General features: G+C 51.7%; 11 protein-coding genes and 7 pseudogenes. 9 read left to right on the plus strand and 9 right to left on the minus strand.

Features of this window, described 5'->3' with window-relative positions; all coding sequences use genetic code 11:
• Window positions 1-100 precede the first annotated feature (100 nt).
• The 5 genes and pseudogenes from O3W44_RS03355 to O3W44_RS03375 all read left to right on the plus strand — a co-directional run bounded on the left by O3W44_RS03355 (window position 101) and on the right by O3W44_RS03375 (window position 5,878).
• Window positions 101-1,084, plus strand: a complete 984-nt coding sequence (locus tag O3W44_RS03355; RefSeq protein WP_269291983.1) for an arabinose ABC transporter substrate-binding protein — start codon at window positions 101-103, stop codon at window positions 1,082-1,084.
• Between the two features lie 177 nt (window positions 1,085-1,261).
• Window positions 1,262-2,781 (plus strand): annotated as a pseudogene (gene araG, locus O3W44_RS03360) (L-arabinose ABC transporter ATP-binding protein AraG).
• 12 nt (window positions 2,782-2,793) lie between these two features.
• Window positions 2,794-3,779 (plus strand): annotated as a pseudogene (gene araH, locus O3W44_RS03365) (L-arabinose ABC transporter permease AraH).
• Window positions 3,780-3,843: 64 nt separating this feature from the next.
• Window positions 3,844-4,760, plus strand: a pseudogene (gene araC / locus O3W44_RS03370) (arabinose operon transcriptional regulator AraC).
• 105 nt (window positions 4,761-4,865) lie between these two features.
• Window positions 4,866-5,878 (plus strand): annotated as a pseudogene (locus O3W44_RS03375) (oxidoreductase).
• A gap of 140 nt (window positions 5,879-6,018) precedes the next feature.
• Here O3W44_RS03375 and add read toward each other — a convergent pair.
• From add to O3W44_RS03390, 3 genes are read right to left on the minus strand one after another with little or no spacing between them, the layout of a single operon-like run.
• A complete protein-coding gene (gene add, locus O3W44_RS03380) occupies window positions 6,019-7,014 on the minus strand; it encodes an adenosine deaminase (protein WP_269291984.1) in 996 nt (331 codons plus the stop codon).
• Window positions 7,015-7,062: 48 nt separating this feature from the next.
• A complete protein-coding gene (locus tag O3W44_RS03385; protein WP_269291985.1) occupies window positions 7,063-7,341 on the minus strand; it encodes a hypothetical protein in 279 nt (92 codons plus the stop codon).
• Window positions 7,341-7,697, minus strand: a complete 357-nt coding sequence (locus tag O3W44_RS03390) for a hypothetical protein (RefSeq protein ID WP_269291986.1) — start codon at window positions 7,695-7,697, stop codon at window positions 7,341-7,343. The genes O3W44_RS03385 and O3W44_RS03390 overlap by 1 nt, the downstream gene beginning before the upstream one ends.
• 196 nt (window positions 7,698-7,893) lie before the next feature.
• Between O3W44_RS03390 and O3W44_RS03395 the strand changes: the two genes are divergently transcribed.
• On the plus strand, window positions 7,894-8,568 hold the full coding sequence (locus O3W44_RS03395) for an SOS response-associated peptidase family protein (RefSeq protein WP_269291987.1): 675 nt from the start codon (window positions 7,894-7,896) through the stop codon (window positions 8,566-8,568).
• Between the two features lie 101 nt (window positions 8,569-8,669).
• Here the strand turns inward: O3W44_RS03395 and O3W44_RS03400 are convergent, their stop codons facing one another.
• Window positions 8,670-8,903, minus strand: coding sequence for a DUF4060 family protein (locus O3W44_RS03400; protein WP_269291988.1), 234 nt, complete (start codon window positions 8,901-8,903; stop codon window positions 8,670-8,672).
• 296 nt (window positions 8,904-9,199) lie between these two features.
• Here O3W44_RS03400 and uraH point away from each other — a divergent pair, with 296 nt between their 5' ends.
• On the plus strand, window positions 9,200-9,619 hold the full coding sequence (gene uraH / locus O3W44_RS03405) for a hydroxyisourate hydrolase (RefSeq protein ID WP_269291989.1): 420 nt from the start codon (window positions 9,200-9,202) through the stop codon (window positions 9,617-9,619).
• A gap of 94 nt (window positions 9,620-9,713) precedes the next feature.
• Here the strand turns inward: uraH and O3W44_RS03410 are convergent, their stop codons facing one another.
• The gene (locus tag O3W44_RS03410) at window positions 9,714-10,517 is read right to left on the minus strand and encodes a hypothetical protein (protein WP_269291990.1); all 804 of its coding nucleotides are present in this window, start codon (window positions 10,515-10,517) and stop codon (window positions 9,714-9,716) included.
• Between the two features lie 548 nt (window positions 10,518-11,065).
• On the opposite strand from O3W44_RS03410, the pseudogene O3W44_RS03415 reads away from it, so the two are divergent.
• Window positions 11,066-12,453, plus strand: a pseudogene (locus tag O3W44_RS03415) (TrkH family potassium uptake protein).
• Window positions 12,454-12,470: 17 nt separating this feature from the next.
• Here O3W44_RS03415 and O3W44_RS03420 read toward each other — a convergent pair.
• Window positions 12,471-13,037, minus strand: coding sequence for a diguanylate cyclase (locus O3W44_RS03420; protein WP_269291991.1), 567 nt, complete (start codon window positions 13,035-13,037; stop codon window positions 12,471-12,473).
• Window positions 13,038-13,094: 57 nt separating this feature from the next.
• A pseudogene (locus O3W44_RS03425) lies at window positions 13,095-15,418 on the minus strand (FdhF/YdeP family oxidoreductase).
• 257 nt (window positions 15,419-15,675) lie between these two features.
• On the opposite strand from O3W44_RS03425, the gene O3W44_RS03430 reads away from it, so the two are divergent.
• On the plus strand, window positions 15,676-15,912 hold the full coding sequence (locus O3W44_RS03430; RefSeq protein WP_269291992.1) for a hypothetical protein: 237 nt from the start codon (window positions 15,676-15,678) through the stop codon (window positions 15,910-15,912).
• 71 nt (window positions 15,913-15,983) lie between these two features.
• Here O3W44_RS03430 and O3W44_RS03435 read toward each other — a convergent pair whose 3' ends face one another.
• Window positions 15,984-17,483, minus strand: coding sequence for a YdgA family protein (locus O3W44_RS03435; RefSeq protein ID WP_269291993.1), 1,500 nt, complete (start codon window positions 17,481-17,483; stop codon window positions 15,984-15,986).
• A 132-nt stretch (window positions 17,484-17,615) separates the two neighbouring features.
• Window positions 17,616-18,790: pseudogene (manA, locus tag O3W44_RS03440) on the minus strand (mannose-6-phosphate isomerase).
• Between the last annotated feature and the right edge of the window lie 153 nt (window positions 18,791-18,943).

Consider the following 18,943-nt stretch of genomic DNA (forward strand, 5'->3'; position numbering starts at 1 on the left):
CGCACTGATTTACAGCTGTACCCCAAAATGAATTTTAACTGGTAACGCTTACATTAATTCGTTAATAGCAGCGATAAAACAACTCGCGCCGGAGAGCATCATGCATAAATTCACTAAAGCGTTCGCGGCCATCGGGCTGGCAGCGGTTATGTCACATTCCGCTATCGCCGAGACCATGAAGCTCGGTTTTTTAGTCAAGCAGCCTGAGGAACCCTGGTTTCAAACCGAGTGGAAGTTCGCCGATAAAGCTGGCAAGGATTTAGGCTTCGAAGTGATCAAAATTGCCGTTCCTGATGGTGAGAAAACCCTGAACGCCATCGACAGCCTGGCCGCCAGCGGCGCGAAAGGTTTCGTCATTTGCACCCCCGATCCCAAACTTGGCTCCGCCATTGTGGCCAAAGCGCGTGGCTATGATTTAAAAGTCATCGCAGTGGATGACCAGTTTGTCACAGCCAAAGGCAAACCGATGGAAACCGTGCCGCTGGTGATGATGGCCGCGACTAAAATTGGCGAGCGTCAGGGCCAGGAGCTGTTCAAAGAGATGCAGAAGCGCGGCTGGGATGCGAAAACTACGGGTGTCATGGCCATTACCGCGAATGAGCTGGACACGGCGCGCCGTCGTACTGGCGGCTCGATGGATGCCCTGAAAGCCGCCGGTTTCCCGGCGAATCAAATCTATCAGGTTCCGACCAAATCTAACGATATTCCCGGCGCTTTTGACGCCGGAAATTCGCTGCTGGTGCAACATCCCGAAGTTAAACACTGGCTGATCGTTGGCATGAATGACAACACCGTGTTGGGCGGCGTGCGGGCCACAGAAGGTCAGGGCTTTAAATCTGCTGATGTGATTGGCATTGGCATCAACGGTGTTGATGCGGTAAGTGAATTGTCAAAAGACAAGGCGACCGGTTTCTATGGTTCGCTCCTGCCAAGCCCGGATGTACACGGCTATAAGAGCAGCCAGATGCTCTACAACTGGGTGAGCAAAGGCGAAGCGCCACCCAACTTCACTGAAGTGACCGATGTCGTCCTGATCACCCGCGACAACTTCAAAACTGAACTGGCGAAGAAAGGGTTGATGTAAGCCTGTTTGCCGTCGACAGATCGGCGGCATTCCCGTTTCATTTAATCCCCATCCTTTGGGTTGCAGCAGGGCGGAAAAGCGGCACCCTTCAGTCACTTACAACAACAGGTGGCGGGGGAGATCGCCCACAGCCCGCCGCTGCGGCGCGTAATATGAAGGCTATTGACAGGAGAAACCATGAACACTGATTCAGCCTTTCTGTCGTTTCATGGCATCAGTAAAACCTTTCCTGGCGTGAAAGCGTTACAGGATATCTCGTTTGACTGTTACGGCGGTCAGGTGCATGCCTTAATGGGGGAGAACGGTGCGGGGAAGTCCACGCTGTTAAAAATTCTCAGTGGCAGCTATCAGCCAAGCGGCGGTGAGATACGGATTAAAGGTCAGCCGGTAAACTTCCAGCACACCACGGATGCGCTCGATGCTGGCGTGGCGATTATTTATCAGGAACTGCATCTGATCCCTGAAATGAGCGTGGCAGAAAATATCTATCTTGGTCAGATCCCGCATAAACATGGCCTGGTAAATCGTAAAGTGCTGCGTGACGAAGCGGGCTTGCAGTTAAAAAATCTCGGTATGGATATCGATCCTGATATGCCACTGAAATACCTGTCGCTTGGTCAGTGGCAAATGGTTGAGATTGCCAAAGCCCTGGCGCGAAATGCCCACATTATCGCCTTTGATGAGCCAACCAGCTCACTCTCTGCACGAGAAATTGAAAACTTATTTCGTGTGATCCGCCAACTGCGGGCGCAAGGGCGAGTCGTGCTCTATGTGTCACATCGCATGGAAGAGATTTTTGCCCTCAGCGATGCCATCACCGTGTTCAAAGATGGTCGTTATGTGCGTACCTTCACCGACATGGCAACTACCCGCCATGACGATCTGGTGCAGGCGATGGTTGGGCGCAATCTGGGGATATTTACGGCTATGCGCCTCGTCCAAAAGGCGCCGTCCGGCTGACGCTGGATAAGGTAGAGGCCAAAGGCGTACGCATGCCGGTTTCATTAAATGTGCATGCTGGTGAAATCGTCGGCTTGTTTGGTCTGGTTGGCGCAGGCCGCAGCGAACTGCTGAAAGGCCTGTTTGGCGCCACCAGACTGCGCGGCGGTCAGGTCTTGCTGGATGGCGAGCCGCTCAGATTACGCGAGCCGATTGATGCTATTCGTGCCGGTGTGATGTTGTGCCCGGAAGATCGAAAAGCCGAAGGCATCATTCCGGTTCACTCGGTACGCGATAACATCAATATCAGTGCGCGCCGCCATAACCTGGCGGCGGGCTGCCTGATCAAAAATGGCTGGGAAGCAAAAAATGCCGAGAGCCATATTCGCTCGCTCAACATTAAAACCCCCAGCGCCGACCAGCTGATCATGAACCTTTCTGGCGGCAACCAGCAAAAGGCGATTCTGGGCCGCTGGTTATCTGAAGAGATGAAAGTGATCCTGCTTGATGAACCGACGCGCGGCATTGACGTCGGCGCTAAGCATGAAATCTATAACCTGATCTATCAGTTGGCAAATCGGGGCATTGCCGTGCTGTTTGCCTCCAGTGACCTGCCGGAAGTCATGGGCCTGGCCGATCGCATCGTTGTGATGCGCGAAGGGGCGATTGCCGGTGAGTTGCTGCACGACGAAGCCACGGAGCAGCAAACGCTGAGCCTGGCGATGCCCAAAACTACCCAAGCGGCCGCCGTGGCCTGACAGGAGATCAACATGGCTTCATCCACGACTTCGAATACACCGCCGCCAGCCTCACGCGGTGGCCTGCAATTTGGCCGTATCTGGGACAACTTCGGCATGCTGGTGGTGTTCGCGCTGCTGTTTATCGCCTGCGCGGTGTTTGTGCCAAACTTTGGCTCGTTTATTAACATGAAAGGCCTCGGGCTGGCGATGTCGATGTCCGGCATGGTCGCCTGCGGTATGCTGTTCTGCCTGGCATCAGGGGATTTTGATTTATCAGTGGCGTCGGTAATCGCCTGTGCTGGCGTGGTCACGGCGGTAGTGATTAACCTTACGGAAAGTTTATGGATCGGCGTGGCGGCGGGTTTGCTGCTCGGTGTGCTGACGGGGTTTATCAACGGTTTTGTCATTGCCCGTTTAAAGATCAACGCGCTGATTACGACCCTGGCGACAATGCAGATTGTCCGGGGCTGGCCTATATTTTCTCTGATGGTAAAGCGGTGGGTATTGAAGATGAACGCTTCTTTACCCTGGGATTTGCCAACTGGCTGGGCATACCCGCGCCGATCTGGCTCACCATCGCCACGATGCTGATCTTTGGTTTCCTGCTAAACAAAACCACCTTTGGCCGCAATACGCTGGCAATTGGCGGCAACGAAGAAGCTGCGCGATTAGCGGGCGTTCCCGTGGTACGTACCCGTATCATCATCTTTATCCTTTCCGGGCTGGTTTCGGCAGCGGCAGGCATTATTCTCGCTTCCCGCATGACCAGCGGTCAGCCAATGACGTCCCTGGGCTATGAGCTGGTGGTTATCTCCGCGTGCGTATTAGGCGGCGTCTCGCTGAAAGGTGGCATCGGCAAGATTTCTTATGTGGTTGCGGGCGTGCTGATCCTGGGAACCGTTGAGAATGCGATGAATTTATTGAATATCTCGCCATTCTCACAGTATGTGGTACGCGGTTTGATACTGTTAGCGGCGGTTATTTTTGACCGCTATAAACAAAAACATAAAGCATGACGTGCAGTAACCAGGCGGACAGTGCTGCCCGCCTTTGATTAAACAACGACAATGTGAGGGCACTATGTATCACCGTGAACAGCCAACGGAACAGCAAAATCCCTTATTGCCGGGTTACGCATTTAACGCCTGGTTAGTGGCGGGTCTGACGCCGATTACCGCTGACGGTCCGCTGGATTTCTTTATAGATCGTCCGCATGGCATGAAAGGCTATATCCTCAATCTGACCATCAAAGGTAAAGGCAGGGTGTTCGATGGTGAAAAAGCCTTTGACTGCGAGCCAGGCGAGATGCTGCTGTTTCAGCCTAAAACCGCCCACTATTATGGCCGCGCACCCGACAGCCCGCAGTGGTTTCATCGCTGGGTCTATTTCCGCCCACGTGCGTACTGGAATGACTGGCTGCAATGGCAGGATGAAAAAGAGGGGTAGGCCGTCTGCATCTGCCCGAATCGCTGCGCGGTGAATTTGATCGCCTGTTCGCCAGCATTGAACAAACACACAATTCGGGACGCCGCTTCGCCGAAGAGCTGGCGATGAACCTGCTGGAACGGCTGCTGCTGCGGGCCGTAGAAGAGGATCCGCGCAGCCATCAGCAGGTGCGCGATCCGCGTGTTGTTGAAGCCTGCCAGTATGTGACTAATCATCTGGCGAGTGAGGTTAAAATTGAAGACGTGGCCCGCCATGTCTGCCTGTCGCCCTCGCGGCTGGCCCATCTGTTTCGCGAGCAAATGGGCGTCAATTTGCTGCGCTGGCGCGAAGATCAGCGCGTTATCCGCGCCAAGCTGTTGCTGCAAACCACGCAGGAACCGATTGCCACCATTGGGCGTGAAGTGGGTTATGACGATCAGCTTTACTTCTCTCGCGTGTTTCGCAAACGGGTGGGTGTCAGCCCAAGTGACTTTCGCCGTCGTAACCTTGATGCACACGATAGCCTGGCGGCACAAACGGCCTGGCCGATGGCACGAAGTGCTATCTCCTGATATTTAGGGGAATTCCACCTTGTTCTGGCCTGGTTAATGGTCTTAAATCAGACAGATTAGCGAACAAGAGGAATGAGAATGAGCGATAAACTTCGTGTTGGTCTGATGGGATATGGTTTTGCCAGCAAAACGTTCCATGCGCCGTTAATAGCGGGCACTCCTGACGTTGAGCTGGCAGCTATTTCCAGCAGCGATGCCAGCAAAGTCCACGCCGACTGGCCATCCGTTCAGGTGGTGGCTGATCCTCAGGCGCTGCTAGACGATCCAACGCTGCAATTAATTGTTATCCCCACCCCGAACGATACCCATTTCCCCTGGCTAAAGCCGCCTTAAATGCAGGCAAGCACGTCGTGGTAGATAAACCGTTCACCGTGACGTTGTCACAAGCGCGTGAGCTGGATGCGCTGGCTAAAGCCAAAGGGCTGCTGCTTTCCGTGTTTCACAATCGCCGCTGGGACAGTGATTTCCTGACGCTGAAGCAGCTGCTGGCGGAGGGCACGCTCGGCGAGGTGCGCTATCTGGAATCCCATTTTGATCGTTTCCGCCTGGAAGTGCGGCAGCGTTGGCGTGAAATGAAAGGCGCTGGCAGTGGGATCTGGTACGATTTGGGACCGCATTTGCTCGATCAGGCGCTGCAACTGTTTGGCCCACCGGTCGCTATCAATGTCGATTTGGCTGAGATGCGTCCTGGCGCGCAAACCACCGACTATTTCCACGCTACGCTGACCTATCCACAGCGTCGGGTGGTTCTGCATGCCAGCATGCTGGTGGCCGCGGAGTCGCCACGCTATCAGGTACACGGCACGCGCGGCAGTTATATCAAATATGGCCTCGATCCGCAGGAAGATCGTCTGAAGTCAGGCGATTTTCCGCCGAAAGAGGAGTGGGGCTACGATATGCGTGATGGCGCGTTAACGCTGGTTGAAGGTGACAGCATGACGGAAAAAACGCTGATGACCCAGCCTGGCAACTACCCCGCTTATTACGCTGCGGTGCGCGATGCTATCGCCGGACGTGGCAGTAATCCGGTCACGGCAGAAGAGGCGATTCAGGTCATGGAACTGATTGAGCTGGGGCTGCAATCTGCCGAGAAACGTCAAACGCTCTCGCTAAAATAAGGACGAAAGCGTTCAATTATAACGGGCCACCTCGGCCCGTTTTTTATGAACGTTAAAGCAAGCGGGTAAAAAAGAACGGCGCATCTCCTGAGATAAGTTATTCATTTTTGGCATGTCATTCAGGCAGGTTTATGCCTGAATCACTGCAGCTTAGCCCGAATCGCCGCTTTTTCCGTCTCGCTCAAAAAGGCGATGGCTAAACCATTTTCCTGCGCCTGACGCATATGCGCCTGGCTCAAACCCGCAGCCGGAGCAGCCTGTTCATACTCATGACCAATTTCAACGCCCTGAACCGCCGGATCGTCCGTATTAATGGTCGCCAGAATGCCGTGATCGAGGAAAGCTTTCAGCGGATGGTGCGCCAGAGAAGAGACGGTACTGGTTTGAATATTTGAGGTCAGACAGGATTCAATACCGATACGGTGCTCGGCCAAAAAGTCCATCAGCCCCCGATCTTCAATCGCTTTCACACCGTGACCGATGCGCTCTGCGCCCAGTTCACGAATCGCTTGCCAGATACTTTCCGGGCCTGCGGCTTCGCCAGCATGGACAGTGACGCGAAAACCGGCGTCACGCGCGCGGGTAAAGTGGCTGAGAAATTCACTGCCGGGGAAGCCCAGCTCATCGCCGGCTAAATCCACGGCGGTGATATGATCACGATGCGCCAGTAAGCCTTCTAATTCGCTCAGGCAGGCCTCTTCGCCAAAGGTACGACTCATGATACCAATCAGCCGCACCTCAATTTGATGCTGCTGACAGCCCGCCCTGATGCCATCAATAACAGCTTCAACCACGCCAGCTATCGGCAGGTTATGGTTCATCGCCATGTAGCCTGGTGAAAAACGGAGCTCGGTGTAATGGATCCCGGCGCGTGCAGCATCCTCTACGTTCTCTTTGGCTACGCGGCGGCAGGCCTCTAAATCGCCCAATACTTTTACGCCCCAGTCGAGTTTTTGCAGGAAACTCACCAGATCGGGTTCATTTTGCGTGACCTGAACATGGGGACGCAGGGCATCCAGCGAATTCGCAGGCAGGGCAAGATTAAACTGGCGGCCTAAATCGAGAATGGTTTGTGCACGAATATTGCCGTCAAGATGACGATGGATATCGGTAAGGGGAAGTCTGGGATCGATCATAGTGCACTCGCTCAGTTGTCTGGGTTGGATAGCAGGGAGTGCAGAGCATTATAAAAATATCTTGCGCAACTGCGCCAGCGATTTGCGCAACAACCTGGCTGGATGCGGGTAAATTGTACGAATAAGCCAGGCGGCTCCCTGAGTCGATCCTGGCGTAGTAGCGACGTTGTGCTGATGAATCAGTGCAGGTTGCAATACTGCCTCATCAATAGCGAGCGGATTACACTCATTCCATGCCTGAGTGGCCTGTTCCGTTGCGGAAAGGCGAGACGCGCAGTGCCCCCAGCATGGCAGGCGATGAAACACCCTCTTCAGGAGGTGCAACATTAACTGCACTGGCTCACGATCGCTTTACGATCGGCCAGGACCGTTGGGCCCATATCAAAAGTGGTATAAAACTTATAATCCGTCCCTTTACCCTGTGGCGTGATATCGACAAACATTGAGTCTTCCCAGGTAAAAACCGTGGTTCTGACATCAGATTTCTCAATGTGTGACGTGTCATCCCTGGCAATAACGGTTGTGGTTGACCATCGGTTATAAATACATTCACTCAACTGCTGAGCAGACTTATTACTCTGGCCCTCTAAACGACTGCCCTTATTTCTTGCTTGTTCGGTGGTGACCTGACAAGCCGCGGTTAACATGACGAACAGTAAAGAGAAGAACCGTAAATAAATCATATCTACGTCCTGATCGGCGATGAATAAAACCTCGTTACATTGAGGGCGACCGCTAGCCCTCATGCTGAAACAGCGCGGCAAGGCACTGTTCAGGACCCGTTTTTTTATTACTGTCTGACTTAAGTAATTATAATCAGTACGCCAGACATCACCTTCTCTTGAATAACTTTTGCTACCCTTATCACAGAGGTGAAATATGTGTGGAAGATTCGCGCAGTACAGCAGTCGGGACGACTATTTCGACGCGCTGAAAATCGAAGATGATGAACTGATTTATGATCCGCAGCCCATAGGGCGTTATAACGTTGCGCCCGGTACTAAAGTATTGCTGCTCAATCAGCGCAACGAACATTTACATCTCGATCCGGTTTACTGGGGCTACGGCCCTGAATGGTGGAATAAACAGCCGCTGATTAACGCTCGCGGAGAAACGGCGGCGACGGGGCGCATGTTTAAACCCTTGTGGGTTCACGGGCGGGCTATTGTTCCGGCGGATGGCTGGTTTGAATGGAAAAAAGAGGGCGATAAAAAACAGCCTTACTTTATTTACCATAAGCAGCATCTGCCGCTGTTTTTTGCCGCTATCGGTAAAGCGCCTTATAACAAAGAGCATGGTCATGAAGGTTTTGTGATTGTCACCGCAGCCAGTCAAAAAGGCATGGTTGATATCCATGACCGCCGCCCGCTGGTACTGACCGCCGACGTTATCAGCGAGTGGCTTGACAGCAATACATCCGCCAGGCGCGCTGAGGAAATTGCACATGATGCCGCGCTGCCAGAAAAAGCGTTCACCTGGCATCCGGTTGATAAAGCGGTTGGCAGCATTAAAAATCAGGATGCGAACCTGATTAACGAAATCACGCCCGATTAACGGCCCGCTGGCCATTTACGCAGGATGTGATCGGCTGACGGTGAAGCGAGCGGCGCATTGCGCTGCGTCCTTGCAGCGATTTTCAATGGAAACAGGCCGCTTCAGGCTGCGCCAGTGAGGTGCGTCAGCGTTCTGACACCGGTAATAACGGTGGCCACCATGGTTTCTCGTCGGGTAATGACTTCGATTTGATAAAATCGGCTGCGATAAGCAATGGAATAGATAACAGGATGATATTTGTTTCCCTCGCCGTAGCGGGAGATATGAGCCTCAAGTGCCCGGGTTGCTGCAAGAATATGAGCGGGTTCTTTATCACCACGGATGATTTGCTTCATTCAGTTCCTCAAATGCTTTACCGAAATGCGACGCCAGAGGCGCACGGTTTCATGGTTGATAAACACTGAATATCTGACTGCCTGACATCGCTAATAATCATAGCTGAAAAGTCTGCCCTGGCTCGGTTACAGTAGGGTTAAAATTGTTCATCTGTTAATGCCGCAGTGGGCAATAGCGGTGACACGGGTGGGTTTACCAGGAAATTTCAGATTTCGACGAGAAAAATACCGGTTCTTTTTACCTCTCTGTAGGCTTCCTGAGCGTTAATTCATTATAAAAGGAAGCGAAGATGAGTATGAAAAAAGGGCTGTTCACCGCGGTATTGGTTATGTCACCTTTGGTGAGTGCAATCTCAGCAGAAATGCCTGCCATGAAAAACCCGCTCAGCGTTCATGTTCTCAATCTCCAAACCGGCATTCCAACGGCGGGGGTTGAAGTTGAGCTTGATCAGCAAATTAATGCGTCGTGGGTGAAGCTCGCCACAGGCGTGACAGACAAAAATGGTCGCATCACCGCGCTTTATCCTGCTGACAAAAAACTGACCAGCGGTAATTATCGGGTGGTATTTAAAACGGGCGATTATTATGAAAAAACTAAGCAAGAAACCTTCTTCCCGGAAATTCCGGTGGAATTTAAATTAGAGAACAACGGCGAACATTATCATATTCCTTTGCTTTTAAGCCCATACGGTTATTCAACCTATCGCGGTAATTAAGTTGATTTAAAAAAACATTACTACGGTGGGATACTGTTCTTAACCTGGCTCCATGAATGAGCCAGGTTATTAACCGGTAAAAGCGAAAATAATCTTATCGAGGCAGCAAAAGCGTAAAATTAAGGCGTAATCCCCATCCGTGCGGGCCTCGATCATCATCATGTTCCAGCCAGTAGCGAACGCCACCGCCGACCTGAACCGTTTGCTCGCCAATCTTCATAATTTGATTGACCATTAAATTAGCAGGAACACTCCACTGATCCTCACGCCAGTCGTAAGTAGATTCCAGATTCAGGGCAACAGTGGTTGCAGACGCCGTAGTATAAGTCAGGAAGGGCTGTAAATAGGTCACGTTAACTGACGGTCGATTTTTATCGCCAGCGTAATCCCAAATATGGTTAGCCAGCATGCCATAAGTCCAGGGGCCGCTCTGTTTCAGGCCAACCGCCGTAGGGCCTGCGCCCCATTTTCGACCAGACAGAAGGCTGTCACTGCCAGTGGGAAGCAGCAATACCGTGCCTACACCCCAAATGAGACCGCTATCGGTGGGTTTTTTGGGAGAGTAAAAGAAACTTTGGGTCACATCCCCAATGCCGTTTTGCGAAGAGCCAGATTGTGTCACGTCGTGCTGAGAGATGACGGGTAATATTGTACGGCTTACGATATTGGCGTCTTCACTAATACTAAAAGGAATGACGGGTTGAATATTGAGCAGGTTGCGCGAGCCTTTTCCCGCGCCAACATTTTCATCATAGTTATATTGAAAAGGAACACTGATTAAATCAGAAACCGGATTGCTCAGTTTTTTAGCGAGGTTGGCATCGTCGGCCAGACCCATGGCTGGAAGCATTAATAATGCACAGGACGCACAACAGGACATTACCGTTTGATGATTCATAATTCTTCCCTGTTAACAGAGGTTTTTAGTCGAAAAGAGATAATGTCAACTACAACTTCTGTGGTTTATGTTGAAAGAAAGAGGGTATTATGCCTGATCGGGTTTATTTAAATATAAAGTGGATCAATAAACATTACAGTGGCACGTTACAAAAATGTGATTTGCGTTAGCAGAAATCGCGCCAGTCATTAATGTTCACAGTAAAGTATGAGCAAATTATATTATTTATAATAATATGGTCTCAAACCATTTTGGACTGTTTGAAAGTCAGGCCGGGGTGAATGATGAGGCGTCGCGGCTTTTAAAAAGTTGCTATCATCGTCTGGTTTGATGTTGGCCAGCCGCCAAAAAGAGAGAACAGCAAGCACCATTAACATCATGTAAAAATGTTATTTTCCAAATTTTATTTATTTGCTATTTAATGATTGCGCAAATTCATACACGTTTAACCGGAGAGCCCCTTGCAGTCTTTTCGCGATTTTGACTTTACACGGCTCAGAGTGGTGACTCACCTGTGCGGTTTTCTGGTGTTTCTCTACAGCTTCTCAATGCTGATACCGATGTTTGTCGCTTTATTCAGCAAAGAGCGCAGCTATTTTGCCTTTTTGATCACTTTTCTCACCTTTGCCACACTCGGCGGAGCCGCATGGCTTGCCACAAAACGTACAGGAATACAGCTCAAAACCCGCGACGGTTTCCTGATTATTGTTCTGTTCTGGCTGCTGTTCTCCGTTATCAGCGCCATGCCGTTGTGGTTAGATAATTCTGTCGGTCTCAGCTTTGCAGATGCGCTGTTTGAAGGCGTATCGGGCATTACCACAACCGGGGCCACCGTTATCGGTGATGTCAGTGCATTACCAACGGCTTATCTCTACTATCGCGCACAACTTAATTTCATCGGCGGCCTGGGCGTAATCGTGTTGGCTGTTGCTGTTCTGCCGTTACTGGGCATTGGTGGCGCGAAACTTTATCAGTCTGAAATGCCTGGGCCGTTTAAAGAGGAGCGGCTTACGCCGCGTCTGGCGGATACCTCGCGTAGCCTTTGGTTGACTTATCTGTCCCTGGGGCTGGTCTGCTCGGCCGCTTATATGCTGGCGGGTATGCCCGCGTTTGATGCACTGTGTCACGGGCTTTCAACCGTTTCGCTCGGAGGATTTTCCACGCGAAGTGAAAGTATCGGTTATTATCACAGTCATGCGATTGAGCTGGTGGCTGGTTTGTTTTCGCTGCTCTCAGCACTCAACTTCACCGCCTGGTATATCGTGCTGTCAAAGCGCACATTACAGCCGTTTCGCCAGAATGCCGAGTTGCGCTTCTTTCTGCTGGTCACGCTGGTCGTGGTGTTAATTACTGGCTGGCAGGTCTGGCATGTCGGGATGTATAACGTAACCGACAGCCTGGTCCATGCTTTTTTCCTGGCAAGCTCAATGATTACTGATAACGGGCTGGCGACCGGCGACTATGCCAGTTGGCCTCATCACACCATTGTACTGCTGTTAACGGCCAGCTTTTTTGGCGGTTGTGTCGGCTCTACCTGCGGCGGTATTAAGGCATTACGCTATCTGGTGTTGTATAAACAGAGTCGGCAAGAACTGCACCAACTGGCGCATCCTCGTGCTTTACTCAGCATCCGCATTGGCGAAAGCGTGGTCACCGATCGGGTTCTGCGCTCGGTGTGGAGCTTCTTTTTCTGTATATGATCTTCACGGTGTTTTTTATCTGGCTGCTTAATTTGCTGGGCTATGATCTCCTGACCTCCTATGCCACTGTCGCCGCCTGTATCAATAATATGGGACTGGGATTCGGTGAAACCGCCTCAACCTTTGGCACCCTTAAAGAGCCAGCAAAATATTTAATGTGCGCCGCCATGATTATGGGACGTTTGGAAATCTATCCGATCCTGATCCTCTTTTCTCGCGTTTTCTGGCGAGCCTGAAAAAAGGCGAATATTTATTATCCGCTTCGCCCAGGCTTTTTTCGGGCCCTTTTAGCGCGCAGATACTCCTCAAAATAGGGCATCATTTCTAAAAGAAAAATGCCCAGCAGCACCGCGACGATATAGCTGGTGGGTAAGGGATCGGCGCGCGGGTGTAAATCGAACCGAGGCGGCTCATCACCCAGTCCAAACAGCGCCAGAAACTGAGGCCAGTGACGAGAAATCACCAGCAAAAGCGCCATCAGCGGCACCATTTCAAGAAAGCTGTGAATATGTTGCTCCACCGGCCTGACTTCCCTGGCAGTAACGGCGTAGCTGACGTCCCACAACGCTGTGGCTTCATGGCAGAAGAAAAGCACAATCATAAAGCCGATCACCAGTGCATTGACCTCCAGAAAAAGTGCCGACAGCAAAGGCAGCCCCATTTGCAGAAACATCAGAATATGAATGTAAGTCTCTTTCAGGCCGGTGGTGGTTTCAATGTCGGTTGCCCGGTGACAAAGATAGTCAGCGAAACCGGCAATCAGCCAGACCGGTAAGACAAAATAGAGTAACAGCAGCATTTGCGGGTCAGGGTTTTGCATAAAAGAAGCCCAGTATCAGCATAAGGGAATAAAAGGCCCCCACCGGAGCCTTTGTTGTCAGCGTCGGGCGCCGGCGGTTTCAACCGGAACCGCGACACGCTCCAGCGCGATCGGAATGCTTTTATAGGCCGGAATACCGCTTTTTGTATCATGGCTGTCGAGTGGCACCATGACATTGGCTTCCGGGTAGTAAGCCCCCACCGATCCTGGCGCCATGTCAATTACCACAATGGTCAGATTTTTCATGCGCCTCGACGTGGGCTTACCTTCAGGATCGAGGGCAACAAGATTAACCTGATCGCCGACGCGCAGCTGGCGTTTTTCAGCCTCATCGGCACTGATGAACAGCACGTCGCGTCTGCCGGTTACGCCACGATAGCGATCGTTTAGCCCATACAGCGTCGTGTTGTACTGATCGTGACTGCGCAGCGTTGTTAACACTAAATCGTGGCACTTCAGCGAGCGCGGATCTTCATTGATGCCCTGCATCACTTTGAATTGCGCACGGCCTGAAGGTGTATCCCAGATACGTTCTGACGCGGCGTTACGCAGGCGAAATCCGCCCGGTTTTTTCACTCGCTGATTATAATTTTCGAAAGCGGGGAAAACCGCTTCGATGGCGTCACGAATAAAACTGTAATCACCGATCATTTTATCCCAGTCGACGACACTGTCAGGCAGCGTTGCCTTTGCCAGCCCGGCGACGAGTGCCGGTTCCGATTTTAAGTGCGGCGAGGCGGGGGTGAGCGAGCCACGCGAAGCGTGCACCATCGACATCGAATCTTCCACCGTTACGCTTTGCGCGCCTGAGGCCTGAATATCAGTTTCTGTACGGCCCAGCACCGGCAGCAGATAGTTATGTTTACCCAACAGCAGATGTGAACGGTTGAGTTTGGTCGCCATATGCACCACTAAATCCAGCTTGCGCATGGCCGGGAAGGTCACCTGCGGATCGGAAATCGCTTCAGCCAGATTGCCGCCAAGACAGAGTAATGCTTTGGTGTGACCGTCGCGCATTGCCTGAATGGCGGCCACGGCACCATGTCCATGCTTCTGAGGAGGGGTAAAGCCAAAAACCTTTTCAATGCTGTCGAGCAGCGTTTGCGAGGGATTTCCGTGATCCCTACGGTACGGTCACCCTGCACGTTGGAGTGGCCGCGCAACGGGCAGATGCCTGCGCCTTTTTTACCGATATTGCCACGCAGCAGCAGCAGGTTAGCGATTTGCTGCACATTTTGCGTACCGTACTGGTGCTGGGTGATGCCCATGCCGTAGCAAATTATCGTGCGCTCCGCCCCGGCATAGAGGCGGGCAATATGCTGAATCTCTTTACGATCCATGCCGGACACTTTCAGGATGTGATCCCATTCTGTGGCATCGAGATCGGCTTTTAGCCCGGCAAATCCCTCGGTATGCTCGCGGATAAAAGCGTCGTCAAGCACCCCGGCGTCGCCTTTTGCGATCGCTTCTTCATGCATCGCCAGGAGAATTTTCATGACGCCTTTTAGCATTGCTGCATCGCCGCCGACCCGCACTTTGTAGTAGGTTGACGCCAGCTCCGTTGAGCTGAGCGACAGCATTTCGATGGGACTTTGCGGCGAGGTAAAGCGTTCCAGTCCGCGCTCGCGTAACGGATTGATCGCTACAATGGTGGCACCGCGTTTTGACACTTCACGCAGCGTTCCCAGCATGCGGGGATGATTAGTGCCGGGGTTATGGCCGATGCAAAGCACTAAATCGCAATGATCAAAATCTTCCAGCTCAACCGTTCCTTTCCCCACGCCAATGGATTCCGGTAAGCCAACGCTGGTGGGCTCGTGGCACATGTTGGAGCAGTCAGGAAAATTGTTAGTGCCATACTCGCGGGCAAACAACTGCCATAAAAAGGCAGCCTCGTTAGAGGCACGGCCTGAAGTGTAAAACTCCACGCTGTCGGGATCGTCATAGCTGCGCAGCAGCGCGCCAATTTCATTCAGTGCCGTGTCCCATTCAATGGGCTGATAGGTGTCAGTTGCGGCATCGTATTTCATTGGGTGGGTCAGCCGGCCTTCGCCCTCCAGCTCAAATGCGTTTCGCTGCCACAGTTCGCTTACGGTATGCGCCGCAAAAAATTCTGGCGTGGTGCGTTTGCCGGTGGCTTCCCATGAAACTGCTTTCGCACCATTTTCACAAAACTCAAAGGAGGAGGCGTGTTGTGGATCGGGCCAGGCGCAGCCCGGACAGTCAAAACCCTGCGGCTGATTGACTTTGAACAGAGCGATAACGTCCTGCTTCACTGACATTTGACCCCGAATGGCGTCAGCCACCGCTTTCAACGCTCCCCATCCTCCGGCAGAACCACCATAGGGTGCGATGCCAATAGTACGATTTTGCTCTTTCATATTGCTCCACTTCTCTGTTTAGTAGTTTTCTAAAGCCTGGTACAGAAAATGTGTAAACGTGAAGCGTAGCGGTAATCTGAAAGAGAAAACGCGTTATGGCTGTAGCGTCTCAATCACCCTGGCTGGCGTTTGTTTTTGCAGGATATACAGGGAAATAAATACGCTCGACTGGCGCAATAAAGTGCACGATATTTAGCTTCACGCCTGGTCGCGAAAACGTTAAGGTGTCGATTCCAATCGATTAAAGGGAAAAGATCATGGTTAACGACTACTTCGGCATACCGCCTGTTGGTGTGACCAGGGAGCAACATAAACGTACCGTGGCGGTTGCCGCTGCCTTAGCGGTAGCAAAAGAGTCTGTCAGTGCATCAACGTCTGCGAATGGTTCTAAAGCGGCCTGGGATTTACAAGCCGTTGCCAATGAGATCGCCAATCTTGCCGATGCGATTCAGGATGCGCTTGAAACAGAAGACGTTAATTACTCAGGAGAGTGAAGGGCGGTTTTTTGTCGCGCGGGGTTAAGGCCGACTACGTTGTGTAGTCGGCGTAATTTTTTAATCAGCTGTTATTGCGGCATACCTTCACTGGTTGGCATGCCCAGCATGTAACGCGACATAAACTGTTCCAGCGTCATTTTGTCGCCATTCATCCCAACCTGACCATTTGCGTATTGCAGGCTGGTGACAATGTTGTCATCTTGCTGCTGCGTCAGACGGAACATCTGGCCCATCGCCGCCAGCCCCTTCACCTGCTGATCGGCCAGTTTCTGAGCATCATCAGCCTGATAACCCTCAGTCAGACCCACAAGACGCATAGTTTCAGTAGCCATTGGCATGTTGACTGTGAGTTTGCCATCAAGCGATTTCAATACGCGATCAACCATGGCGCTCAGGCTTTGCGGTTCACCGGTGACGGTCGCCGGATCGTTGAAGTTAGCAGTCAGATTAAAGGTGCTTTCGCCTTTGTCATTCTTCCAGCTTAACGGTGCAATGCTGAGTGACGGCGCGCCTTTCAGCAGCGTAGGCAGATTATTCATCAAAATGGTGTGCACACCCGCCTGATAGCGAATCGGATCGTCAGCCATGCCTTGCTGATTAAGCAGATCCTGCATTTGTGCATTGTAGTTATCTGAGAACGTTTTGACCGCCTGCGCATCAAACTGAGACAGCTTCATCTTCAGCGTTGCTTCACCAAAATTTTGCTTCTGCAATTGAATCCCGTCGACGTGATAATCGATGTTGCCAGCAATTTTTCCGGCCTGATTATCAAACGAAGAGGTGCCTTTCATTTTCAGCAGCGTCAACGCATCCGCGCCATTAATGCTGGCATTAACCTTTTCAACGTCGATCGACTGATCGCCAATGCGCACCCCTTCCGGGCTAAGATGCGTATTGCCGCTCAGCTTCAGGCCATTTAGCGTAAACAGCACCGGTTGACCCATCTCATTTTTGCTGGTCAGGGCAATGCTGCCAATATCGCTATCCAGTGAAACTTTGTCGCCTTTGTTGTCGGCACTCACATTCAGCGTGCCGCCATTGGTTGCCACTCGCTCACCGGTTTGGACATTTTGATAATCGATCGGCAAAATTTTCAGCGCGGTATCCGTGGCACCGCTGTAACCAATGCGCGTGTCCGCCTGGATCAGCGATTGATTATTGGTGAGTTGAAACAGCTTCTTAACCGCATCGGTGTTAGCGAGCTCGGTATGAACCGATGCCATGCTGGGAATAAGATTGACATGCTTTAACTGAGCAAACGGGAAAGGGCCGTGGTCAATGGTTTCGTTAAGCACGATGCTCTGACCAGGTTTAAGCAGCGAATTGTCTTCAGTTTGTGAAGTCGCCTGAATTACCAGATTTGTTTTGCTGCTGAACACACCGCGCTGGTAATCCTGATAGCTGATTTTCAGGCGGCTGTCAGGCGCGTAAGCATTCAACTGGGTATTGGCGTTTTGCACCAGCTGATCCATATGGCTTTCCAGTTGTTTACCGGTGAACCATGCTGCGCCGGTCCAGATTACACCCAGGGCTACAATCACACCCACGGCAACGTTGGTCTTTTTCATTGCTGAATTGTCCTTATTCTTGAATCCGCTTACGCCGCGAGCCATGTCCGGCGAGTGAAGAAAAAACGCCCGCAGGCGTCTTTAGCTAATAGGTTGAAATAATAGCAGTTCAGCGCCAAAACGTCAGCCGCTTCACGGTAAGTCATTAAAAACGCGGGCCAGTCGTCCGGTTCCGGCAACGTTGACGGGGGCTTCGCTGGCGGCAACGAAACAGGATTCGCCCGGCTGTAAAACCAGCTGCTGGTCGCCTTTAGTGACGATCGCCTGGCCTTCAATGCAAAACAGCAGGGCCGCGCTCTCCTGAGTAACAGATTGCGGTTCGGCATTCAGGGTATGGATGGCGAAGGCAAAATCGTCGACCGGGATCGGAAAACGTTGTTCATGTTCCAGTCGCTCAGGCTCTGCAAGCAGCGTATCTGCTGGCTTTTCCCTGAACTGCACGTTTGCCATCAATTCAGGGATATCAATATATTTTGGCGTCAACCCGGCGCGCAGCACGTTATCAGAGTTCGCCATTACTTCAAGCGCCACGCCTTTCAGGTACGCATGGGGTGTTTCAGCAAACAGAAACATCGCTTCACCAGGCTGCAGGGTGATCACATTGAGCAACAGCGGAGAAAAAAGGCCGCTGTCATCGGGATAGTCTGCTGCCAGGGTCTTGATTGTCTGCCAGGGTTCGCCTTCTCGAGAATGTAATGCCGCCTTCAGTATGCCAAGCGCCAGCGATTTAGCCTCACCAGCTAGCGACAGAAGGGCAGTAAAAAGCTCCGCCAGGCTGGCCTGATCGGGATGTTGTAAAAAATGGGCGATGTGCGGATGTGCCCCTGCGACAGGCTCCAGCAGCGACACTATTTCTGAGAATGAACGAAACCCGTTCATTGCCTGAAAAGGCGTTAACGCATAGACCAGTTCGGGTTTGTGATTGGCATCTTTATAGTTGCGTTCGGCGGCATTCAAGGGGATTGATGCGGCATTTTCACGGGCAAAACCCTCTTCAGCCGCGCTTTTGCTGGGGTGAACCTGAATCGATAAGGGATGATCGGCACATAAAACTTTAAACAAAAAGGCAGCTCGCCAAACCGTCGGGCAACGGCAACCCCTAAAATCTCCTCAGGATTTGCGTCAATAACATCGCGCAGCGATCGTGGTTTGCCCTGAACGTTAACCATTGAAGGGCTTTTAGGGTGGGCACCCATCCACATCTCAGCCATCGGCAGGCCTTTCGGGTTTGCGATACCGTACATCTCCGTTAACGCAGTTTTGCTGCCCCACGCATAATTTTGCAGCGAGTTGGTCAATTTTTGCATTATTCACCCTTAATGACGGGAAGTTATTGTGCTTATTAAAGCAGAAAGCGTGGATGAAAATACATATCAAGTGCAATAAGGATGGCAGACTCGCATAATGTTAAATTATTGTATGTAAGAATCTTGCCCGCTCAGGGGATTCTCCTGAGCATT

The sequence above is a fragment of the Pantoea sp. LMR881 genome, from assembly GCF_027157825.1.
GTDB lineage: Bacteria > Pseudomonadota > Gammaproteobacteria > Enterobacterales > Enterobacteriaceae > Pantoea > Pantoea haifensis.

Bases quoted from the DNA above. Each gene is read 5' to 3' on its own strand.
- O3W44_RS03355 (WP_269291983.1), top strand. From the start codon at position 101: ATGCATAAATTCACTAAAGCGTTCGCGGCCATCGGGCTGGCAGCGGTT.
- add (WP_269291984.1), bottom strand. From the start codon at position 7,014: ATGATCGATCCCAGACTTCCCCTTACCGATATCCATCGTCATCTTGAC.
- O3W44_RS03385 (WP_269291985.1), bottom strand. From the start codon at position 7,341: ATGTTGCACCTCCTGAAGAGGGTGTTTCATCGCCTGCCATGCTGGGGG.
- O3W44_RS03390 (WP_269291986.1), bottom strand. From the start codon at position 7,697: ATGATTTATTTACGGTTCTTCTCTTTACTGTTCGTCATGTTAACCGCG.
- O3W44_RS03395 (WP_269291987.1), top strand. From the start codon at position 7,894: ATGTGTGGAAGATTCGCGCAGTACAGCAGTCGGGACGACTATTTCGAC.
- O3W44_RS03400 (WP_269291988.1), bottom strand. From the start codon at position 8,903: ATGAAGCAAATCATCCGTGGTGATAAAGAACCCGCTCATATTCTTGCA.
- uraH (WP_269291989.1), top strand. From the start codon at position 9,200: ATGAAAAAAGGGCTGTTCACCGCGGTATTGGTTATGTCACCTTTGGTG.
- O3W44_RS03410 (WP_269291990.1), bottom strand. From the start codon at position 10,517: ATGAATCATCAAACGGTAATGTCCTGTTGTGCGTCCTGTGCATTATTA.
- O3W44_RS03420 (WP_269291991.1), bottom strand. From the start codon at position 13,037: ATGCAAAACCCTGACCCGCAAATGCTGCTGTTACTCTATTTTGTCTTA.
- O3W44_RS03430 (WP_269291992.1), top strand. From the start codon at position 15,676: ATGGTTAACGACTACTTCGGCATACCGCCTGTTGGTGTGACCAGGGAG.
- O3W44_RS03435 (WP_269291993.1), bottom strand. From the start codon at position 17,483: ATGAAAAAGACCAACGTTGCCGTGGGTGTGATTGTAGCCCTGGGTGTA.